A 16,843-nucleotide genomic window follows, 5' to 3' on the forward strand; every position below is an offset into this window, starting at 1 on the left:
AAAAAATCCCCTCCAGAACTCATTCATAACAAATAGTTCCGGAGGGGATTAATTTTATCTATATCTTTAAGTGGTACGGATTATTTGTATTCGTCCCAGCTCTTGATAGCGATGTCGTCAATGCTCATAGAGCAGAAGGCATTGATGAATGCGCTTGCCAGACGGGCATTGGTTACCAGAGGAATGTTCAGGTCGACTGCGGCACGGCGAATCTTGTATCCGTTTTCCAACTCGGTAGGAGTGAGGTCACGCGGAATGTTTACCACCATGTCGATTTCTTTCTTGTGTAGCATTTCCAGTGCCTGAGGCTGACCTTCTTCGCTTGGCCAGTATACGCGGGTGTTTTCTACTCCGTTTTCTGCCAGGAACTTAGAAGAACCGCCGGTAGCGAAGATGTTGTAACCTTTGGCCTTGAGGGCGCGTGCTGCCTGAAGCAAATCTACTTTCTGTTTCAGTGTACCGGTAGACATCAGGACGTTCTTTTCCGGAATGCGGTAGCCTACAGACAGCATGGCTTTCAGTACGGCACATGAAGTATCGTCGCCGATACAGCCAACTTCACCTGTAGAAGCCATGTCTACACCCAGCACAGGGTCGGCCTTCTGCAAGCGGTTGAACGAGAACTGGCTGGCCTTGATACCTACGTAGTCGAGGTCGAAGAGGTTCTTTTCAGGCTTTTCTACCGGCAAGCCTAACATGACTTTGGTAGCCAGTTCGATGAAGTTAATCTTCAGTACCTTGCTGACGAACGGGAATGAACGGCTGGCACGCAGGTTACATTCAATTACCTTGATGTCGTTTTCACGAGCCAGGAACTGGATGTTGAACGGGCCAGAGATGTTCAGTTCTTTCGCAATCTGACGAGAGATGCGCTTGATGCGGCGTACGGTTTCTACGTACAGTTTCTGCGGCGGGAACTGGATGGTAGCATCGCCAGAGTGTACGCCGGCAAACTCGATGTGTTCAGAGATGGCGTAAGCTACGATTTCACCATTCTGTGCCACGGCATCCATTTCTACTTCCTTGGCGTGTTCGATGAACTGGCTTACTACTACCGGATGCTTCTTCGATACGTTAGCGGCCAGCTGCAGGAAGCGTTCCAGCTCTTCCTGGTTAGAACATACGTTCATGGCTGCACCAGAAAGCACGTATGACGGACGAACCAATACAGGGAATCCTACCTTTTCGATAAATGCGTTGATGTCTTCCATTGAAGTCAGTGCGCTCCATTCAGGCTGGTCTACGCCGATACGGTCGAGCATAGCCGAGAACTTGTCGCGGTCTTCAGCGTTATCGATGCTCTTGGCAGAAGTTCCCAGGATGTTTACCTTCTGTGCATCCAGGCGCAATGCCAGGTTGTTCGGAATCTGTCCGCCGGTAGATACGATGACTCCGTGAGGGTTTTCCAGGTCGAGGATATCCATCACACGTTCGAAAGTCAGTTCGTCGAAGTACAGACGGTCGCACATATCGTAGTCGGTCGATACGGTTTCAGGGTTGTAGTTGATCATTACTGAGCGGTAGCCTTCCTTGCGGATGGTGTTCAGTGCCTGTACGCCGCACCAGTCGAACTCTACGGATGAACCGATACGGTAAGCACCTGAACCCAGTACGACGATACTCTTGTGGTCGCCCAGATAATGTACATCGTTAGCCACGCCGCTGTAAGTCAGGTACAGGTAGTTGGTCTGTGCCGGATATTCGGCTGCCAGCGTGTCAATCTGTTTTACTACCGGCACGATGCCTACGCTCTTACGGTGGTTACGGATTTCCAGGATACCGTCTTCCATATCGCCTTCGTAGCCGATGGCACGTGCCACCTGGAAGTCAGAGAATCCCTGACGTTTTGCCTTGTAGAGCAGCTCGTTCGGAAGCTGTGAAAGCTGTGTATGGTTGTTGCCCCACTCGTGGAGTTCCTTAGAAGTCTGCATGATGTTCATCAGCTTGTCGAGGAACCACTTGTCAATCTTGGTGAGGTCGTGAATCTGGTCTACTGTGTAGCCTGCACGCATAGCCTTTGAGATGACGAAGATACGTTTGTCTGTCGGTTCGCGCAGTGCTTTGTCGATGTCTTCGATAACCAGCTCCTTGTTTTCTACGAAACCGTGCATGCCCTGACCAATCATACGAAGACCTTTCTGGATGGCTTCTTCGAAGGTACGTCCGATGGCCATGACTTCACCTACCGATTTCATGCTGGAGCCCAGTTCGCGGTCTACGCCGTGGAACTTACCCAAGTCCCAGCGAGGAATCTTACATACGCAGTAGTCCAATGCCGGTTCGAAGAAGGCAGAAGTTGTTTTAGTTACTGAGTTCTTCAGGTCGAACAGTCCGTAACCCAATCCCAGCTTAGCTGCAACGAAAGCCAAAGGATAACCTGTAGCCTTAGATGCCAGTGCAGAAGAACGGCTCAGACGGGCATTTACCTCGATTACGCGGTAGTCTTCTGATTCAGGGTCGAACGCGTACTGTACGTTACATTCACCCACGATACCGATGTGGCGGATGATACGGATGGCCAGTTCACGCAGTTTGTGGTATTCGCTGTTGGTCAGTGTCTGTGACGGAGCGATAACGATAGACTCACCGGTGTGGATACCCAGCGGGTCGAAGTTTTCCATGTTGCAGACCGTGATACAGTTGTCGAAACGGTCGCGTACTACTTCGTATTCCACTTCCTTCCAGCCTTTCAGACTCTTTTCTACCAGCACCTGCGGAGAGAAAGAGAACGCTTTTTCGGCCAGCACGTTCAGTTCTTCTTCGTTGTCGCAGAAACCTGAACCCAGACCTCCCAGTGCGTAGGCTGCACGGATGATGACCGGATAACCCAGTTCCTTCGCTGCACGGCGGGCATCTTCAATGTTTTCTACTGCCTCACTCTTGATGGTCTTCACGTTGATTTCGTCCAGCTTCTGTACGAAGAGTTCACGGTCTTCCGTATCCATGATGGCCTGTACCGGAGTACCCAGTACGCGGGTATTGTATTTCTCGAACACGCCGGCTTTGTAGAGAGCCACACCGCAGTTCAAGGCAGTCTGTCCACCGAATGACAGCAGCACGCCGTCGGGACGTTCCTTGTCGATGACCTTTTCTACGAAATACGGAGTAACAGGCAGGAAGTAGATTTTGTCTGCCACACCTTCCGAAGTCTGCACGGTGGCGATGTTCGGGTTAATCAGGATGGTTTCGATACCTTCTTCCTTCAGTGCTTTCAGGGCCTGCGAACCAGAGTAGTCGAATTCACCTGCTTCACCGATTTTCAGGGCTCCTGAACCTAACAGCAATACTTTCTTTATGTTTTCTTTCATTGTCTTCTTTGTTTTTTAGTGGATTACAGCAACTTTACAAACTCATCGAACAGGAATTCCGTGTCGGTAGGACCGCTGGCAGCTTCCGGGTGGAACTGAGCCGAGAACCAGGGGTTCTTCTTGTGGCGGATACCTTCGTTCGAACCGTCGTTCATGTTGATGAAGAGCGGTTCCCAGTCGGCTCCCAGTGTGTTGTTGTCTACGGCATAACCGTGGTTCTGCGAGGTGATGAAACACTTTTCCGTGCCTACCATGCGTACCGGCTGGTTATGGCTGCGGTGACCGTATTTCAGTTTGTAGATTTTAGCACCTCCTGCCTTTGAAAGCAGCTGGTTACCCATACAGATACCGAAGATAGGAAGTTTTTCGTTCTGCATGGCCTTGCGGATGTTCTGCACGGCTGCATCGCAGGTGTCGGGGTCGCCCGGACCGTTGGAGATGAACAGACCGTCGAACTGCAGAGAGTTGAAGTCGTAGTTCCAAGGCACGCGGATGATTTCCACGTCGCGCTTGAGCAGGCAACGGATAATGTTTGATTTCACGCCGCAGTCTACCAGTACTACTTTTTTCTTGCCTTCGCCTTCGTTGTAGCGAATCACTTCCTTGCAAGAAACCTTGTCTACGTAGTTCACACCTGCATAGGTAGCTTCGGGAATGTTGTCCGGCTCATCGTCGAACACGATTTTTCCCATCATCACTCCATGCTCGCGCAATACCTTTGTCAGTTCGCGTGTGTCGATGCCTGTGATGCCCGGAATCTGTTCGCGTTTCAGCCAGTCGCCCAGACTTTCCACAGCATTCCAGTGAGAGTATTTTTCACTGTAATCGCTTACGATAATCGCTTCGGCATGGATTTTTTCGCTCTCCATGAAAGTAGGCAGTCCGTTTGCTTCGAACGTGAAGGGAGGCACACCATAGTTACCTACCAGCGGGTAAGTCAGTGTCATCAACTGACCGGCATACGAAGGGTCGGTCAAGCTTTCGGGGTATCCGGTCATTGCCGTGTTGAAAACTACTTCACCGGCTACCGGTTTCTCATAGCCGAACGACTTGCCATGAAAGCGGCTCCCGTCGTCGAGGATCAATGTTACATTTCTCATTACCTTGTTACTAATAATCTTTATATCTTGTATTTTTTCTATTCTACTCTCGTATATACGAAAAAACGCCCGGACTTGCCGAAAAGCAGTTCCGGGTGTTTGATAAAATAGGAAATCTTAAATATTCAGGAAATAAGTGACATAAAAGAAAAAAGAAATAGCTTCCGGCATTTGTCCATTCCGCCAGAACTCCGAATGTGCGCTTATTCTTTTTACTATGTGTTATACAGTAATACATCAAACTCTTTTGTCACGTCATAATTCGGAGTGCAAAGATAATGTTTTCTGTTCAAATGAAAGGATGTTTGCCAAAAGTTTTTACAAAAATATTTCATTTTCCTCTTTTTATTTCTTTTCTCCGCTGTTTCGGGCGGCTCTTTCGCGCATGATGCTGTCCGACCATTCCTGCAGGCGCTTGTACTCTTCTTCGGTGAGCCGCATGAACGAGCCGTGCTGCGGATGTTTCACGCCCTCCATGGTGACGGGGGAGTGGAAGTTGGCGAGTTTTTCATCAGCCTGGCAGATGCGGTATCTTTTGGGCTTGGAGGAGTATTCGATGTAGGCCACGCGCCAGGTGGAATCGCCCACCAGCTGGAAGGCAGAGCAGCCCTCACATTTCTTGTTGCCTTCAAACTTCACATAGTCATTTTCATCCTTTATCTTGTATGGGCCGGTCAGTTTCGTGGCTGTGGCGGCAAAGATGCCGGGTGTACCTCCTTCTTTCTTGATGAGCATGTGGTAGAGTCCGTCGGCCGGCACATAGTTGATGTCGGCATCGATGGTAGCATATCCCCAGTCCACCAGCAGGCGGGGCTTGGTAAGACGTGTAAAGGTGGCGTCGGCATAGGAATAGAACACACGGTCGTACTGGTCTTCTGCCGGATTAAGCAGTGAATAGTATATCATGTATCCGCCCTTCGTGCCATCGGCCCATACGTACGAAGGGTCCCAGAAAATCTGCGGTGCCCATACGCGCTTGATGGTGCTGTAGTCCTTATAGACATCGGGCGACTGAGGGTCACAGAAGATGCCCGGTCCCTGGCGGAAGTCGAAGGTGGTAGAAGTCCAGTGAATCAGGTCGTCACTTTTCAGCAGGTTGATGCCGTAGTTGAACCACGAGCGGCTCTTGGCGTTGCTCATGTCGGTAGTCACCATCAGGTAGCCCTTTCCGTCGGACGTACGGCAGATAAAGGCATCGCGTGCTCCTCCCTCTATTTTTGACATTTCTTCTACATTGTATACGGGATCGCCATCAATCAGGTCGTGAAAGTGTACGCCGTCACGGCTCAGGGCGTAGGCCGTCCATTCCCCTCGTCCGCTCATGTGGCAGTACAAGTATCCGTAGTCTCCCTTTTGCAAGTTTTGTGCTCCGGCTCCCAGTGAAGCCAGTGCCAGCAGTGAAATCATCAGTTTCTTTTTCATGGTAGTGTAATGTTTCATTTTGCGGGTAAAAGTAGGAAATCGGCAGGAGGCAGACAAGGGACTATTGTACAAATTACACGTAATAATGTGTCAAATGCCCCTGTGATGTAGCGGAAACAGGTTGTACGGGCCGGAAAAATTTAGTTTTTCGGAAAAAAATCTCTTTTTTATTTGGCAGGTTTCAAGAAAAGAGTAATTTTGCAACCGTTTTCAACGAAACACGTTGCCGAAATAACTCAGTTGGTAGAGTAACTCATTCGTAATGAGTAAGTCGCGGGTTCGAGTCCCGCTTTCGGCTCCGACTATAGCCTAGACATCCAGCATTTTATAGCTTGATTTCTAGGCTTTTTTGTTTATTAATCATCAAAAAAGAAAATATGGGTTTTTTTGATATTTTCAAAAGAAAAGAGCTCGATTTGATACAAACTCTTCAGAAGGATTTGGAATGTGAAAGACAAAAGTCATGTGAATTTGAGAAGAAATGTGAAAGTTTGTCTAGATTTAGTGAGATAGCGGATTTGGACAAAGAAAAAAATAATATATTGGCTCAAATAGCGTGTGAAAAGGCTTCGTTTCAAGAAGAAAAGAAGAACTTAATATTGCAAATAGAGAATCTTAAAATTGAATCAGATGGGCTTACAGAAAGTATTAAAGAAAAGCGTAATCAGATAGTAGAACTTGATGAGAGTATCCTTCTTCAAGACTTTGGAATGTATTCTCCTATATATGATTTTGCGACTTCTGATGAGTATAAAGATAGATTGGATGCTATTAGAACAGAACAGAAGAATATGATATTAAATAAAACGGCGGCGACTTGTTCTCGAGTTTGGACTGTAGATGGTAGCACAGTACAAGGTCGAGTTATGACGAATCAAAATATAAAGCAGATTCTAAGGTGCTTTAATGATGAATGTGATATGTTGATAAGTAAGGTAAAATTCAACAATGTTACTGCATATACGGATAAAATAATAAAGTCATTTGATGCTTTGAATCGTATGAATTCAAAAAATGCTGTCTCTTTATCTACCACATACCTTAACCTTAAAATTGAAGAACTTCAACTTGCATACGAGTACGCTGTCAAAAAGCAGCAGGAAAAAGATGAACAAAGGCGCATAAGAGAACAGATGCGAGAGGAAGCTAAACTTCAAAAAGAACTTGAAGAAGCACGAAAGGATATAGAAAAAGAACAGAAGCACTATTCAAATGCATTATCTAAAATAAATGAACAACTTGAAAAATGTGATGATGTGGAGAAAGATGTTCTTCTGGAAAAGAAAGCCGAAATTGAAAGTCATCTTTCTTCATTGGATAAAGCAATGGAAGACATTGACTATAGACAGGCTAACAAAAGAGCCGGCTATGTATATATCATCTCAAATATTGGTTCATTTGGTGAGAATGTCTATAAGATAGGTATGACAAGAAGACTTGATCCGATGGAAAGAGTTGATGAGCTTGGTGATGCATCTGTACCGTTCAAATTTGATGTGCATGCTCTTATCTTTTCTGATGATGCTCCAGCTCTTGAAACAGCACTTCACCATGCTTTTGAAAACAAAAAGGTTAACATGATCAATGGAAGAAGGGAGTTCTTTAATGTTACTCTGGATGAAATTGAAGAAGTGGTAAAAGCAAACTATGATAAAACAGTTGAGTTTGTAAAGGTTCCTGAAGCTGAGCAATACAGAGAAACTCAGAAGATACTCGATCAAATAAATAGACTGCAGTCATGAAATAGTAATTTTTATTTGAAAAATAAGCCATAAAAAACTCCCTTGCGTTTGTTTGAAAACGCAAGGGAGTTTCATTTGAAACGCAAGTGCATTCGAAGTAAAAGGCACTTGCGTTTTATTGTAAATGTCAAAGCGTTTTGGAGTAATCGCAAAGACGTTTTGAAAAAGGCTTTTATGGGGCCTGAAAAGCCTACAGTTTCTGGTCCGAAATAAGCCGGGCGATGCGTGTCTTGCTCTGCGCTCCTTTGGTGAGCAGGTACACATGCTTGTAGGCATCGCGGTTCAGTTCGGTAGGCGAACCGTTGATGAGGATAATGTTCCGGTCGTTGGCAAACTTCAGGATACCGTTCACGTTGTTCGGGTGGAGCTTACCGATTTCGTCCATCATACAGTGCAGCTTGAAGTCCTTGAACTTGCGCGAAGCCCCTTCCTTGAATACGTTCAGCAACATGATGTTGATCATGGCCTTCACCAGAATGTCGGTACCTTCCGAACCCACGTTCGACAGTTTCTCCACGAAGCCCGTGTCGTTGTTGTTCTCGATGATGCGGAAACGCAGCTCGAACGAGTCGTACAGGCGGATGCTGTCGTAGCGGTAGGCGTGAATCTCCTTGATGAAGTCGCGGAGCAGGGCGATGGCCTCCTGCTTTACCAGCTGCTCGTTTTCCGACGAGAAGAGGTTGGTGCCCGGCGTGAGGTCATAGGCATGCTCGTTGTAGTACTTCTGGATGGCACGCAGACAGTTTACCACACGGTTGCTGCTTTCTTCCACCTTCATTTCGATGCACTGGATAACGCCCACGAAGTTGCACGTCTGGAATCCCTTGTTCACCTGACCGATGAGGTCCTGAATATCGTCTTCCGAAGCCGTGAGCATTGAGGTATCCATGCTGATGCGCTTGAAGATGTCGGAGTGCTCGTTGTTGATGCGGCGGACGAATTCGCTGATTTTGTTCTCTTCCACAAAGTCGTGCAGTTCCTCGGCAAAGCGGATGTACTCCCAGTCCTCGGTAAACTTGGTCTTGAACTTGAAGGTATTCTCCTCGTCGAAGTGGCCGGTAAAGAGATTCACCTCCTTGCGCAGACGGTTTTGCAGCGTCATGTACTGGCTGTCCGTGCGGCCCAGTTCGTCAATCAGTTCCAGGCAGGTGCGCGGCGTGTGGATTTCCAGCGTGACGGGGTTCTCGGGATTGAAAATATCCCGATGCGGCTTGTACCAGTCGTAGGCCGAAATCTTGCTGTACGCCTCCAGGTTGGCCTGAAGCTGTGTCACTTCCTTCTCTGCCTGCTGCAGTTCCTTGTTCAGGGCATCAATCTGCTCCTGCAAACCCGAGGTTTCCCGTCGCAGGTTGTCCTTTTCCTGGCTGAGCTGGCGTTTCTGCTCCTCCTGTTCACGCTTCCATTCCGGAATGTGGTCGATGAGGTCGCGCTTGTCCTTCTGGTACTCGATGAGCAGGGTGGCGTGCTCCTTGATGAACTGCAGTTCCCGGTCGATATCGCGCAACTGACTGCTAATCTGTTGCAGACGTTCGGTGTCGGCCCCCTGCGAGTGCAGTTCCTGCTTCATCTGGCGCTCGTATTCGGCTTTCTCCGTGGCGATGCGCTGCTGTTCTTCCTTATCCTCCAGGCGGATGCTGCCGGCCTGTGTATCCTTCTCGTGCGCGATGTCCTGCTGCACTCGGTTCCATTCCTGCTTCAGCTGGTTCAGCTTCTCGCTCTTTTCGCGGTTCAGGTTGTTCAGTTTGCCGTCAATTTCCTTCAGTTCTGCAGCGATGCGTTGCTTTTCCTCTTCCTGTTTCCGGAGTTTGGCAGTACGTTCGGCTTCCGCCTTCTTCTTCCAGTCGTCCAGGTCGAGCATATCCTTCTGGTACTGCTGTTCCAGTTTCTCCAGCTCGTATTCCTGCACAGCTATCACGTCTTTCTGTTCCTTGATGCGCGGCTGGTATTTGGCTTTCAGCTGCTCTTCCAGGGTCTCTTTCTCCTGTTGCAGACGGAGGGTTTCAGCCTGGATTTCAGCCAGTCGCTTGATGCCCTTGTCATGTTCCGCCTGATAGTCATCGATGGAGCGGATGTGGCGCTCGATGTCCTGCAGGGAGATGGAGATGCCGTAGAACGACGTACCCTCGTCTACAATCTTCGGCGAGAGGTTGGTCTGCCAGAGGATGGACTCGTCGCACAGCTTACCGATGTTCTCTTCCCATCCCTTTTTGTGCTCCTTAAGCCAGCCTTGCAGGGTGCTCTTACTGTTTTTTAGGAAGGTCTCCAGTTCGTTCATACGCGGACGGAGTTGCAAGTGCTCGGCCTGCAACTGCATCAGTGCCTCGTCTTTCTCCTTCAGTCCCTTCTGCAACTCTTCTTCCCATTTCAGGGTAAGTTCCTTGATGATGAGCTGGGCGTTGTTGATGCGGTTCTTCTTGCTCATGTGCAGACCGGTGTACGACTGGATGCGGTGTTTCAGTTCCTCCTGTTCGGCTTCGAAGAAGGTCTCCTTGCGACACAGCTGCATCTGGTAGTCGAGGGCAGTCAGTTCGTTCTGCTTGCTGCTGCGCTCCGGATGCAGTTGCTGCGAGAGCTGTTCGTATCCCTGATAAAGCGTTTCGGTAGCCGCTTCGTGCTGACGGCGAGCTTCTTCGATGCGGGCATTGAACGTGTTGTTCAGTCCCTCAAGCTGCTTGATTTTGGCCTCGTGGATGCGGTTCCACTGCTCGTCGAGGCTCTGGATGAGCGACTTGTACTTGGTAGAGATTTCCGTGTAGTGCGAAGTAAGGATGCGCTGCTCTTCCTGCAATCCCTGCTGCTTGTTCTTCCACTCCTCCTTGCGGGCCGAACGCTCCATGATTTCTTCTATCTGGCGGCGGGCATATTCCTTTTCTTTCTGCTGTGCTTTTTGTAGTTCGTTGTTCAGGATGGCCAGTGCCTCCTGCATCTTGTCGCAGCGCTGGCGCGACTGTTCCTGTAACTCCTGACGATGATTCAGGAGGGCGGTACGTGCCTTCTCGGCCTGGTGCTTCTGTTCCTCGGCCTTGGGCAACTGGCTTTCGGTAAGGCGGTAGGTGGCGGCCAGTTCGCGGCAACCCTGCACCAGGGCAGTCTGCTGACGTGACACCTGTGCCGAGAGGGAGGTGATTTCTTTGGCCTGTTTCTGCGTTTCGCGTTTCTGGAACTCTTCGATGTCGCGCAGTCGGGTTTCGAAGTTCTTCAGGTGCTCCTTGTAGGTATTCAGGTCGATGGCGGTCTCGTCTTCGTTGATGGACGAGATGATGGTCTTCTTGATGAACTCCGCATCGAGCTTTGAGTTGAGGAGCACGTTCTGTATGGTACGCGGAATGTTCTGGTACTGCTTGCTCTCCATGAGCGAGTAGCGGCTCATTTCGGGGCCTGCCCCGTTGCCGTAGAGTATGTTACGGTATTCGTCGTAGGTATAGATGATGCGCGAGTAGTCCACTCCGTACTGGTCGAGGGCGGCACGGATACGGTCGTTGCCGCTGTAGGCTGTGCGGTTCTCGTCGACAAAGAACTCCATGCGGTAGGGCGAGTCGATGAAACGGTAGCACACGCGGCCCATCGACTTGAAGCTCAGGATGCAGAACGCTCCCTGTTCGGTGGTTACCTCGTAGATGATGTAGGAGTTGGAGTAGGGGAAGTAATATTCCGTGTAGCTTTGCTTCTCTACGGGGATACCCAGCTTCTGGGTGTCGGCGTTGTAGAAAAACAGGATGGCGCGCAGCACGGTACTTTTTCCCACTCCCTGCGTGCCGATGAAGTGCACATTCCCGTCCAGGTAAATGTCGTCGGCATAGGGAATGTTGGCGCTGTTGATAAAGATGATTCTATTCAGATTTCTCATTGTCTTCCGTTTCAGTGTCGTCGTAAATTTGGATACTTTCAATCAGGCGTTCCAGGTAGTGCCAGGAACTCATCACCTTGTAGGTGTTGGTCTTCTCGTTCTCCAGTTCCAGGAATGACTCCTTGGTGAGCTGGCGAATCAGGTTGTCGAGCACGTCCTTGCGCACGTCCTTGTCGGAGAAATGCTTGCGCAGCCCGTCGAGCTTGTTTTGCAGCATCACGTTGATGTTGGCCTCCACCAGAATCTGTTCGGGCTGGAAGCGGAAACCTGCACCGAAAGTTTCGTCGTAGGTCTTGAACAGGTCGAGCACGTCAATCCAGTAGTAGGCACGCATGATTTTCTGTTCCAGTGTGGTACGCGGTTCCACGCGCGAGAAGTAAAAGTATTCGTTGCCCCGTTCCAGGGTGTAGCCGATTTGGGCGAAGTAGACCGAGAGCGCTTCAAAATGGTCATCTATCTGGTCGTACATGTCGCGCACGGCTTCGTTGCAGCTGTTCGAACTGATGAACTGTCCCTTCTGGAGACAGTCGAACAAGGCCGCAGTATTGTCAGGTATATGTATGTTCAGTTCCATAAGTCAAATGTATAGGGATGAATGGGTTACGAGTTAGCCGGATACACCTTGGCATATTCGTACTGGTGATACAGGCCAAATTCCTCGCTGATGCGGAGACGGTTTTCGTAGAGCGACACCATCTGGCAGAACAAGGTGGTGCGTTCCTGCTCGTCCACTTCGCGGGCGAAAGTGTAGTGCATCAGGTAGTGGAAGAGGTCTTCTTCCGGAGCCGACGCATCGTTCCAGCGGGCCTGTGCCTGCGCCTGGATGTAGTCGCTCAGGGTTTCTTCCAGGTCGATGACCTCCTGGTACATGGCCTGCGATTCCATGTCCTCCTCGCTGAAGGCACCCGCCTCGTTGCTGCGGATAATCTCGCGGTACTGCAGGTTGCGCAGCACTTTCAGGATGACCGGACGTGCCTCGTCGGTACTCAGGTAGGGCAGTGACAGCTTGAACGAAGACGGCACGCTGCCTTCCACCAGTACGGAATGTTCCCTTTCGAGCACTTCCGAAAGGTTGCTTCGCGAACGCAGTTCAAACTGGTCTTGCAGGTACTTCACCTTCCGGATTTTCTCTACAAGAATCACCTGGCTCTTAATTTGGTTCAGGTAGTTGATGATGTCTTGCTGGGCGCGGATGAGGCTGTGGGCCGAGAGCTGGAGTTCGCTACGCAGTTCCAGCAGGATGCGGTTCAGTTCCTCGTCGGTAGCCTGCTGGAAAAACCGCCGTTCCTCGTGCAGGATGAGGTTTTCGGTGGTATCAATCAGCTGCTGGATGTGAATCCGCTTCTTGTCCAGGTTTTCCAGTTTGGCAATCTTTATCTGGTAAGTCGGTTCATGCTTGAACGCATTGTCGATGCTGCTCTGCAGGTTCATGATGTTGCGGATGGTGGTACGCGCAATCTTCTGGAAGGTAATCTTGATGTTGCGCACATAGCTCTCCTTGCGCGAGGCAATCTGTTCCTTCTCGTAGTAGTCCATCAGTTCGTGCAGGAAGGCAATGTTCTCGTCGATGATGGCCGTGTTGATTTCCTCGTTCGCTTCGAGGAGCAGTTCGAAAAAGTCGAGGAAGCGGGCATCCAGTTCCACGAAGTTGCCGTTCTGGCGGATGACTTCTTTCTCTATGAGCAGTTTCAACCGGTTTTCATCGTCCTTGAGCAGTGCCAGTGCGTCGGAATAGCGGAAACTCAGCGTCTTTCGTTTCTCGAACATTTCCGTGAGCAGTCCCCTGGCCGCCGCAATGGTATTGATAATTTCGTGAATCGATCGGAATATATACATAGTCTAGTTGAAAATTCGGGCAAAGTTATAATTTGCCCGCCAATTTTCCTAATGTTCCGAAGCGATTTTCCCCCTTTCATGGGGCAGGAGTTAACTCTTCGCTCACAGCAGCAAACACGGGGCGGAGCTGCTGGCTTTCGGTTTCGAAGCCGTACCAGTAGCAGCGGCCTTCTTCGGGAGCAGGAAGCTTGCACAGGCGGAGGTCGTCGCGGTACGTACCCGTGCACACCGTCCACGCTTCGGGCGGAGTGACGTGCTTTGTGCGTACCCGTTCGGCTGGCTCCTTCTTGAGTGACATGCCGGCTTCAATCCAGGCCCGGCTCATGGCGGTCAGGAAAAGAGGATAGTGCTCCTTGCAGAAATGGTAGAGCAGGATACCCCGTCGTTCCAGTCCCATGGGCTGGTCGATGACCCCGATTTGAATCAAGTGGTCCAGGAAGCGTGTTAGGAAGTCGGGCTCTTCCACAATCAGACGGCGGGTGATTTCCTGCCAGGCCGGTGCGTTGTAGAATCCGTCGAGCAGACGTGATAGCTGGCGGGCTGTCTGTAACTCGTCGGGGGTGATTTCACGAGTCTGGAGCACCTCGTAAGGGGGAAGGGGAGAGTAGCAGATGCCCAGTTCCTCGGCCCGGCGCCGCATCTCCGTGCCCGGCAGAAGCTTCAGGGATTCTAACTGGATTTCTCCCGCACGGTATTCGGCCAGCGTGCGTACATCGTCGAAAATCTGTGAAAGGTGATACAGCGGCAGTCCTGCAATCAAGTCGGCGTGCGTTTCCATGTTGTCCAGTGCGCAGAGGTAACGCAGTCCCTCCAGTGCATCGGCCAGTTTGCCGGCTCTCCGGCTGACGGTAAGCACTTCTTCGTGCAGGCTCTGGATGCCTGCTTCCAGGTGAAGCAGTCCCTTAGGCATGGAAGCAAGTTCCTGTTTCAGTTCCTCCGAAAGCAAGGCCGGATGAATTTCCAGGTGGAAACGCATGTCGGGGAACTCGCGGAAGAGGTCGAACAGGGCTTTGGCCCGGTGGCTCTGGTAGTTGAATGTACGGTCGAGCACCCGGATGTTACGGATACCTTTCTCGTGAATCAGTCGGACACGTTCGCGGATTGCCTCGACGGAAAGCGTACGGACCGGCTTTTCTCCTCCGCTTACGCAGAATGCGCAGGTGTTGAAACAGCCGCGGGTAGTTTCCAGTTGCACGAACGGCTTGCTCCAGTTGAAGAACGGACTTTGTTCGGGATTCACCAGCTTATCGAAAGCCATTACACGCGAAAGTCCGTTGTCATGATATTGTCCTTCCGCATCCAGGAAGCAGAGTCCCGTGATGCGGGTCCATTCCTTCGGCTGCTGCCAGCAGGCGAGCCATTGCGGGAAAGTCTCTTCACCTTCTCCACGGAACACGCAGTCTACAAAGCGGTTGGTGCGCAGGAAGTCTTCGTTGTGTCCCAGGAACTCCGGACCGCCCAGTGCCACCACGCAACGGGGCAGCATGGCTTTTACCCGACTGATGACGTGCATGAGCACTTCGTGGTTGAACAGCCAGCAGGTAGCTGCCAGAATATCCGGTGCCTGACGTACGACTTCTCCGGCTGTCATGCCCGGATTTTCGTTGATAGTAGCCGACACCACTCCCCATTCCAGGGACGGGTCGTGCATGACTTGTGCGTGCAAGGCCGGAAGGGCCAGCGAGGCGTGAGCGTACGAGCTGTTCAGGTCGAGCCAGAGAATTTTCATGGGTAAACGGGAATCAAGTGATGAATGAATAGGACAAAGTAAAAGGATTTGCAAGCCGATGGGAAACCGGACTGCAAATCCTTTATGGTGACGGGACTCTTCCTTTACGGAAAATGCCCGGAACTATTTTTTAGATTACGTACTGTGAACTGATAGATTCGTTCGACATCACGCGGCGGATAGTTTCAGCAAACATGTCGGCGATAGACAACTGTTTTACCTTAGCGCAGCGCTGTGAGTAAGGAATACTGTCAGTGAATACCATTTCTTCCAACTGAGAGTTCTGTACACGTTCAGAAGCCGGTCCAGACATTACACAGTGAGAAGCGATAGCGCGTACAGAGCGTGCACCTGCTTCCTTCATGATGTCGGCAGCCTTGGTAATGGTACCAGCTGTATCTACCATGTCGTCAATCAGAATTACGTTCTTGTCTTTTACGTCACCGATAATCTGCATGGAAGCTACCACGTTTGCTTTTTCGCGTGTCTTGTGGCACAATACCAAAGGCACATCCAGGTATTTAGCGTATGTGCTGGCACGTTTTGAACCACCCACGTCAGGAGTAGCGATTACCAGGTTCTCCAGGTTCAGTGACTGAATGTAAGGAGCAAAGATGGTAGACGCATACAAGTGGTCAACCGGAATATCAAAGAATCCCTGAATCTGGTCAGCGTGAAGGTCCATGGTAATCAGACGGTCGATACCTGCTACGCTCAGCAAGTCGGCTACCAGTTTCGCACCGATAGACACACGCGGTTTGTCCTTGCGGTCCTGGCGAGCCCATCCGAAGTAAGGAACTACGGCAATGATACTCTTGGCTGATGCACGCTTGGCAGCGTCAATCATCAGGAGGAGTTCCATCAGGTTGTCTGAGTTAGGGAAAGTGGACTGTACCAGGAATACATGCTGTCCACGGATTGATTCTTCATAGGAAACTGTAAATTCGCCGTCTGCGAAATGAGTAATGTTCATGTTACCAAGTTCACAGCCCAGGCTGTTACAGATTTTTTCTGCAAGGTATCTCGAGTTTGTTCCAGAGAATACCTTAAAAGGTGATGTTGCGCTCATTGTAAAATATAGATAATATTGCCTTATTTTCTGCAAAAGTACGCCATTTCTTTAAGCCGGACAAACGTTTCCGGCAGAATTTTAGCGAATGACTCAGTCGGCCAGTCGCTTCAATTTTCTGAAATGAGCGATAAGTTCTTGATAATTGTAGTCTGAAGCGGGGTCAAACTTGTTCCACAGTCCTCCTAAGATAGCGCCCCCCCCGAAACCGAAATCCTTTACCTGAAGCAGGTTGTTCTCGTCTACACCTCCCAGGGCAATGACCCGTTTGTCGATAATGCCTTTCTCGGCAGCTTCACGAATGGATTCCGATGTGAAGGCCGATGCATAGCCTTCCTTGGAGATGCTGTCGAATATCGGGCTGAGGAATACGTAGTCGCACATTTTCTTGTCGGCCATCACCTCGTCAAAGGTATGGCAGGATGCACTCACGTGTCCGGTATAATTGTCCGGAATGAGCGGATTACGATGGCTCAGGTGGATGCCCTTGAGCTTGTATTCTTCTTTTAAATAAAAATGGTCGTGTACGACAATACGCTTGTGGTATTTTTCGGGAATGAGGGTTAGCAGACGCTCCGCATAAACCGGAGCCGTGTCGGGTTTACGCAGATGGAGAATGTCCAGTCCCTCGTCGAACAGAGTAGTAATGATCTTGTCTTCCTCTACAAAATAAGTAGGGGTTGTTATCAATATTAACTTCATGCGGTTACACAAATTGTGGCGCAAAGTTAGTAACGTTTTTGTAATACTCCTAATGCCTGTGAATATTTATTTTTGAGGGGACTGAAGC

At 50.0% G+C, this 16,843-nt stretch carries 10 protein-coding genes and 1 tRNA gene; 2 read left to right on the forward strand and 9 right to left on the reverse strand.

Annotated features, from left to right (window positions below; genetic code table 11):
• Positions 1–80 precede the first annotated feature (80 nt).
• The 3 genes from carB to WKT20_RS15540 form a co-directional block, all read right to left on the reverse strand.
• The gene (carB, locus tag WKT20_RS15530) at positions 81–3,308 is read right to left on the reverse strand and encodes a carbamoyl-phosphate synthase (glutamine-hydrolyzing) large subunit (RefSeq protein ID WP_007563805.1); all 3,228 of its coding nucleotides are present in this window, start codon (positions 3,306–3,308) and stop codon (positions 81–83) included.
• Between the two features lie 23 nt (positions 3,309–3,331).
• Positions 3,332–4,408 (reverse strand): glutamine-hydrolyzing carbamoyl-phosphate synthase small subunit, encoded by a 1,077-nt coding sequence (carA, locus tag WKT20_RS15535; protein ID WP_007563807.1) that lies wholly within the window; start codon positions 4,406–4,408, stop codon positions 3,332–3,334.
• 345 nt (positions 4,409–4,753) lie between these two features.
• Positions 4,754–5,830, reverse strand: coding sequence for a glycoside hydrolase family 43 protein (locus WKT20_RS15540; RefSeq protein WP_118442001.1), 1,077 nt, complete (start codon positions 5,828–5,830; stop codon positions 4,754–4,756).
• Positions 5,831–6,055: 225 nt separating this feature from the next.
• Here WKT20_RS15540 and WKT20_RS15545 point away from each other — a divergent pair.
• A tRNA-Thr gene (locus tag WKT20_RS15545) sits at positions 6,056–6,128 on the forward strand.
• Positions 6,129–6,207: 79 nt separating this feature from the next.
• Positions 6,208–7,572, forward strand: coding sequence for a DUF4041 domain-containing protein (locus WKT20_RS15550; RefSeq protein WP_340417668.1), 1,365 nt, complete (start codon positions 6,208–6,210; stop codon positions 7,570–7,572).
• 190 nt (positions 7,573–7,762) lie between these two features.
• Here WKT20_RS15550 and WKT20_RS15555 read toward each other — a convergent pair whose 3' ends face one another.
• From WKT20_RS15555 to WKT20_RS15580, 6 genes are all read right to left on the reverse strand, one after another.
• Entirely contained in the window at positions 7,763–11,419 is a 3,657-nt protein-coding gene (locus WKT20_RS15555; RefSeq protein ID WP_340417669.1) for an ATP-binding protein, read from the reverse strand.
• The gene (locus tag WKT20_RS15560; RefSeq protein ID WP_022053900.1) at positions 11,403–11,993 is read right to left on the reverse strand and encodes a condensin complex protein MksE; all 591 of its coding nucleotides are present in this window, start codon (positions 11,991–11,993) and stop codon (positions 11,403–11,405) included. Before WKT20_RS15560 ends, WKT20_RS15555 begins: the two co-directional genes overlap by 17 nt.
• 26 nt (positions 11,994–12,019) lie before the next feature.
• Positions 12,020–13,255 (reverse strand): hypothetical protein, encoded by a 1,236-nt coding sequence (locus tag WKT20_RS15565; protein ID WP_117700921.1) that lies wholly within the window; start codon positions 13,253–13,255, stop codon positions 12,020–12,022.
• Positions 13,256–13,331: 76 nt separating this feature from the next.
• Positions 13,332–14,984 carry a B12-binding domain-containing radical SAM protein gene (locus tag WKT20_RS15570; protein ID WP_340417670.1) on the reverse strand — a complete coding sequence of 551 codons (1,653 nt, stop codon included), beginning with the start codon at positions 14,982–14,984 and terminating at the stop codon, positions 13,332–13,334.
• A 130-nt stretch (positions 14,985–15,114) separates the two neighbouring features.
• Positions 15,115–16,053: a ribose-phosphate pyrophosphokinase gene (locus WKT20_RS15575; RefSeq protein ID WP_340417671.1), complete on the reverse strand. Its 939-nt coding sequence runs from the start codon at positions 16,051–16,053 to the stop codon at positions 15,115–15,117.
• Positions 16,054–16,146: 93 nt separating this feature from the next.
• Complete coding sequence (locus WKT20_RS15580; RefSeq protein WP_118166317.1) at positions 16,147–16,755, reverse strand: thiamine phosphate synthase; 609 nt, start codon at positions 16,753–16,755, stop codon at positions 16,147–16,149.
• Positions 16,756–16,843: the final 88 nt, after the last annotated feature.

Source organism: Phocaeicola sp. ICN-14070 (assembly GCF_037892625.1).
Classification (GTDB): Bacteria; Bacteroidota; Bacteroidia; order Bacteroidales; family Bacteroidaceae; genus Phocaeicola; species Phocaeicola plebeius.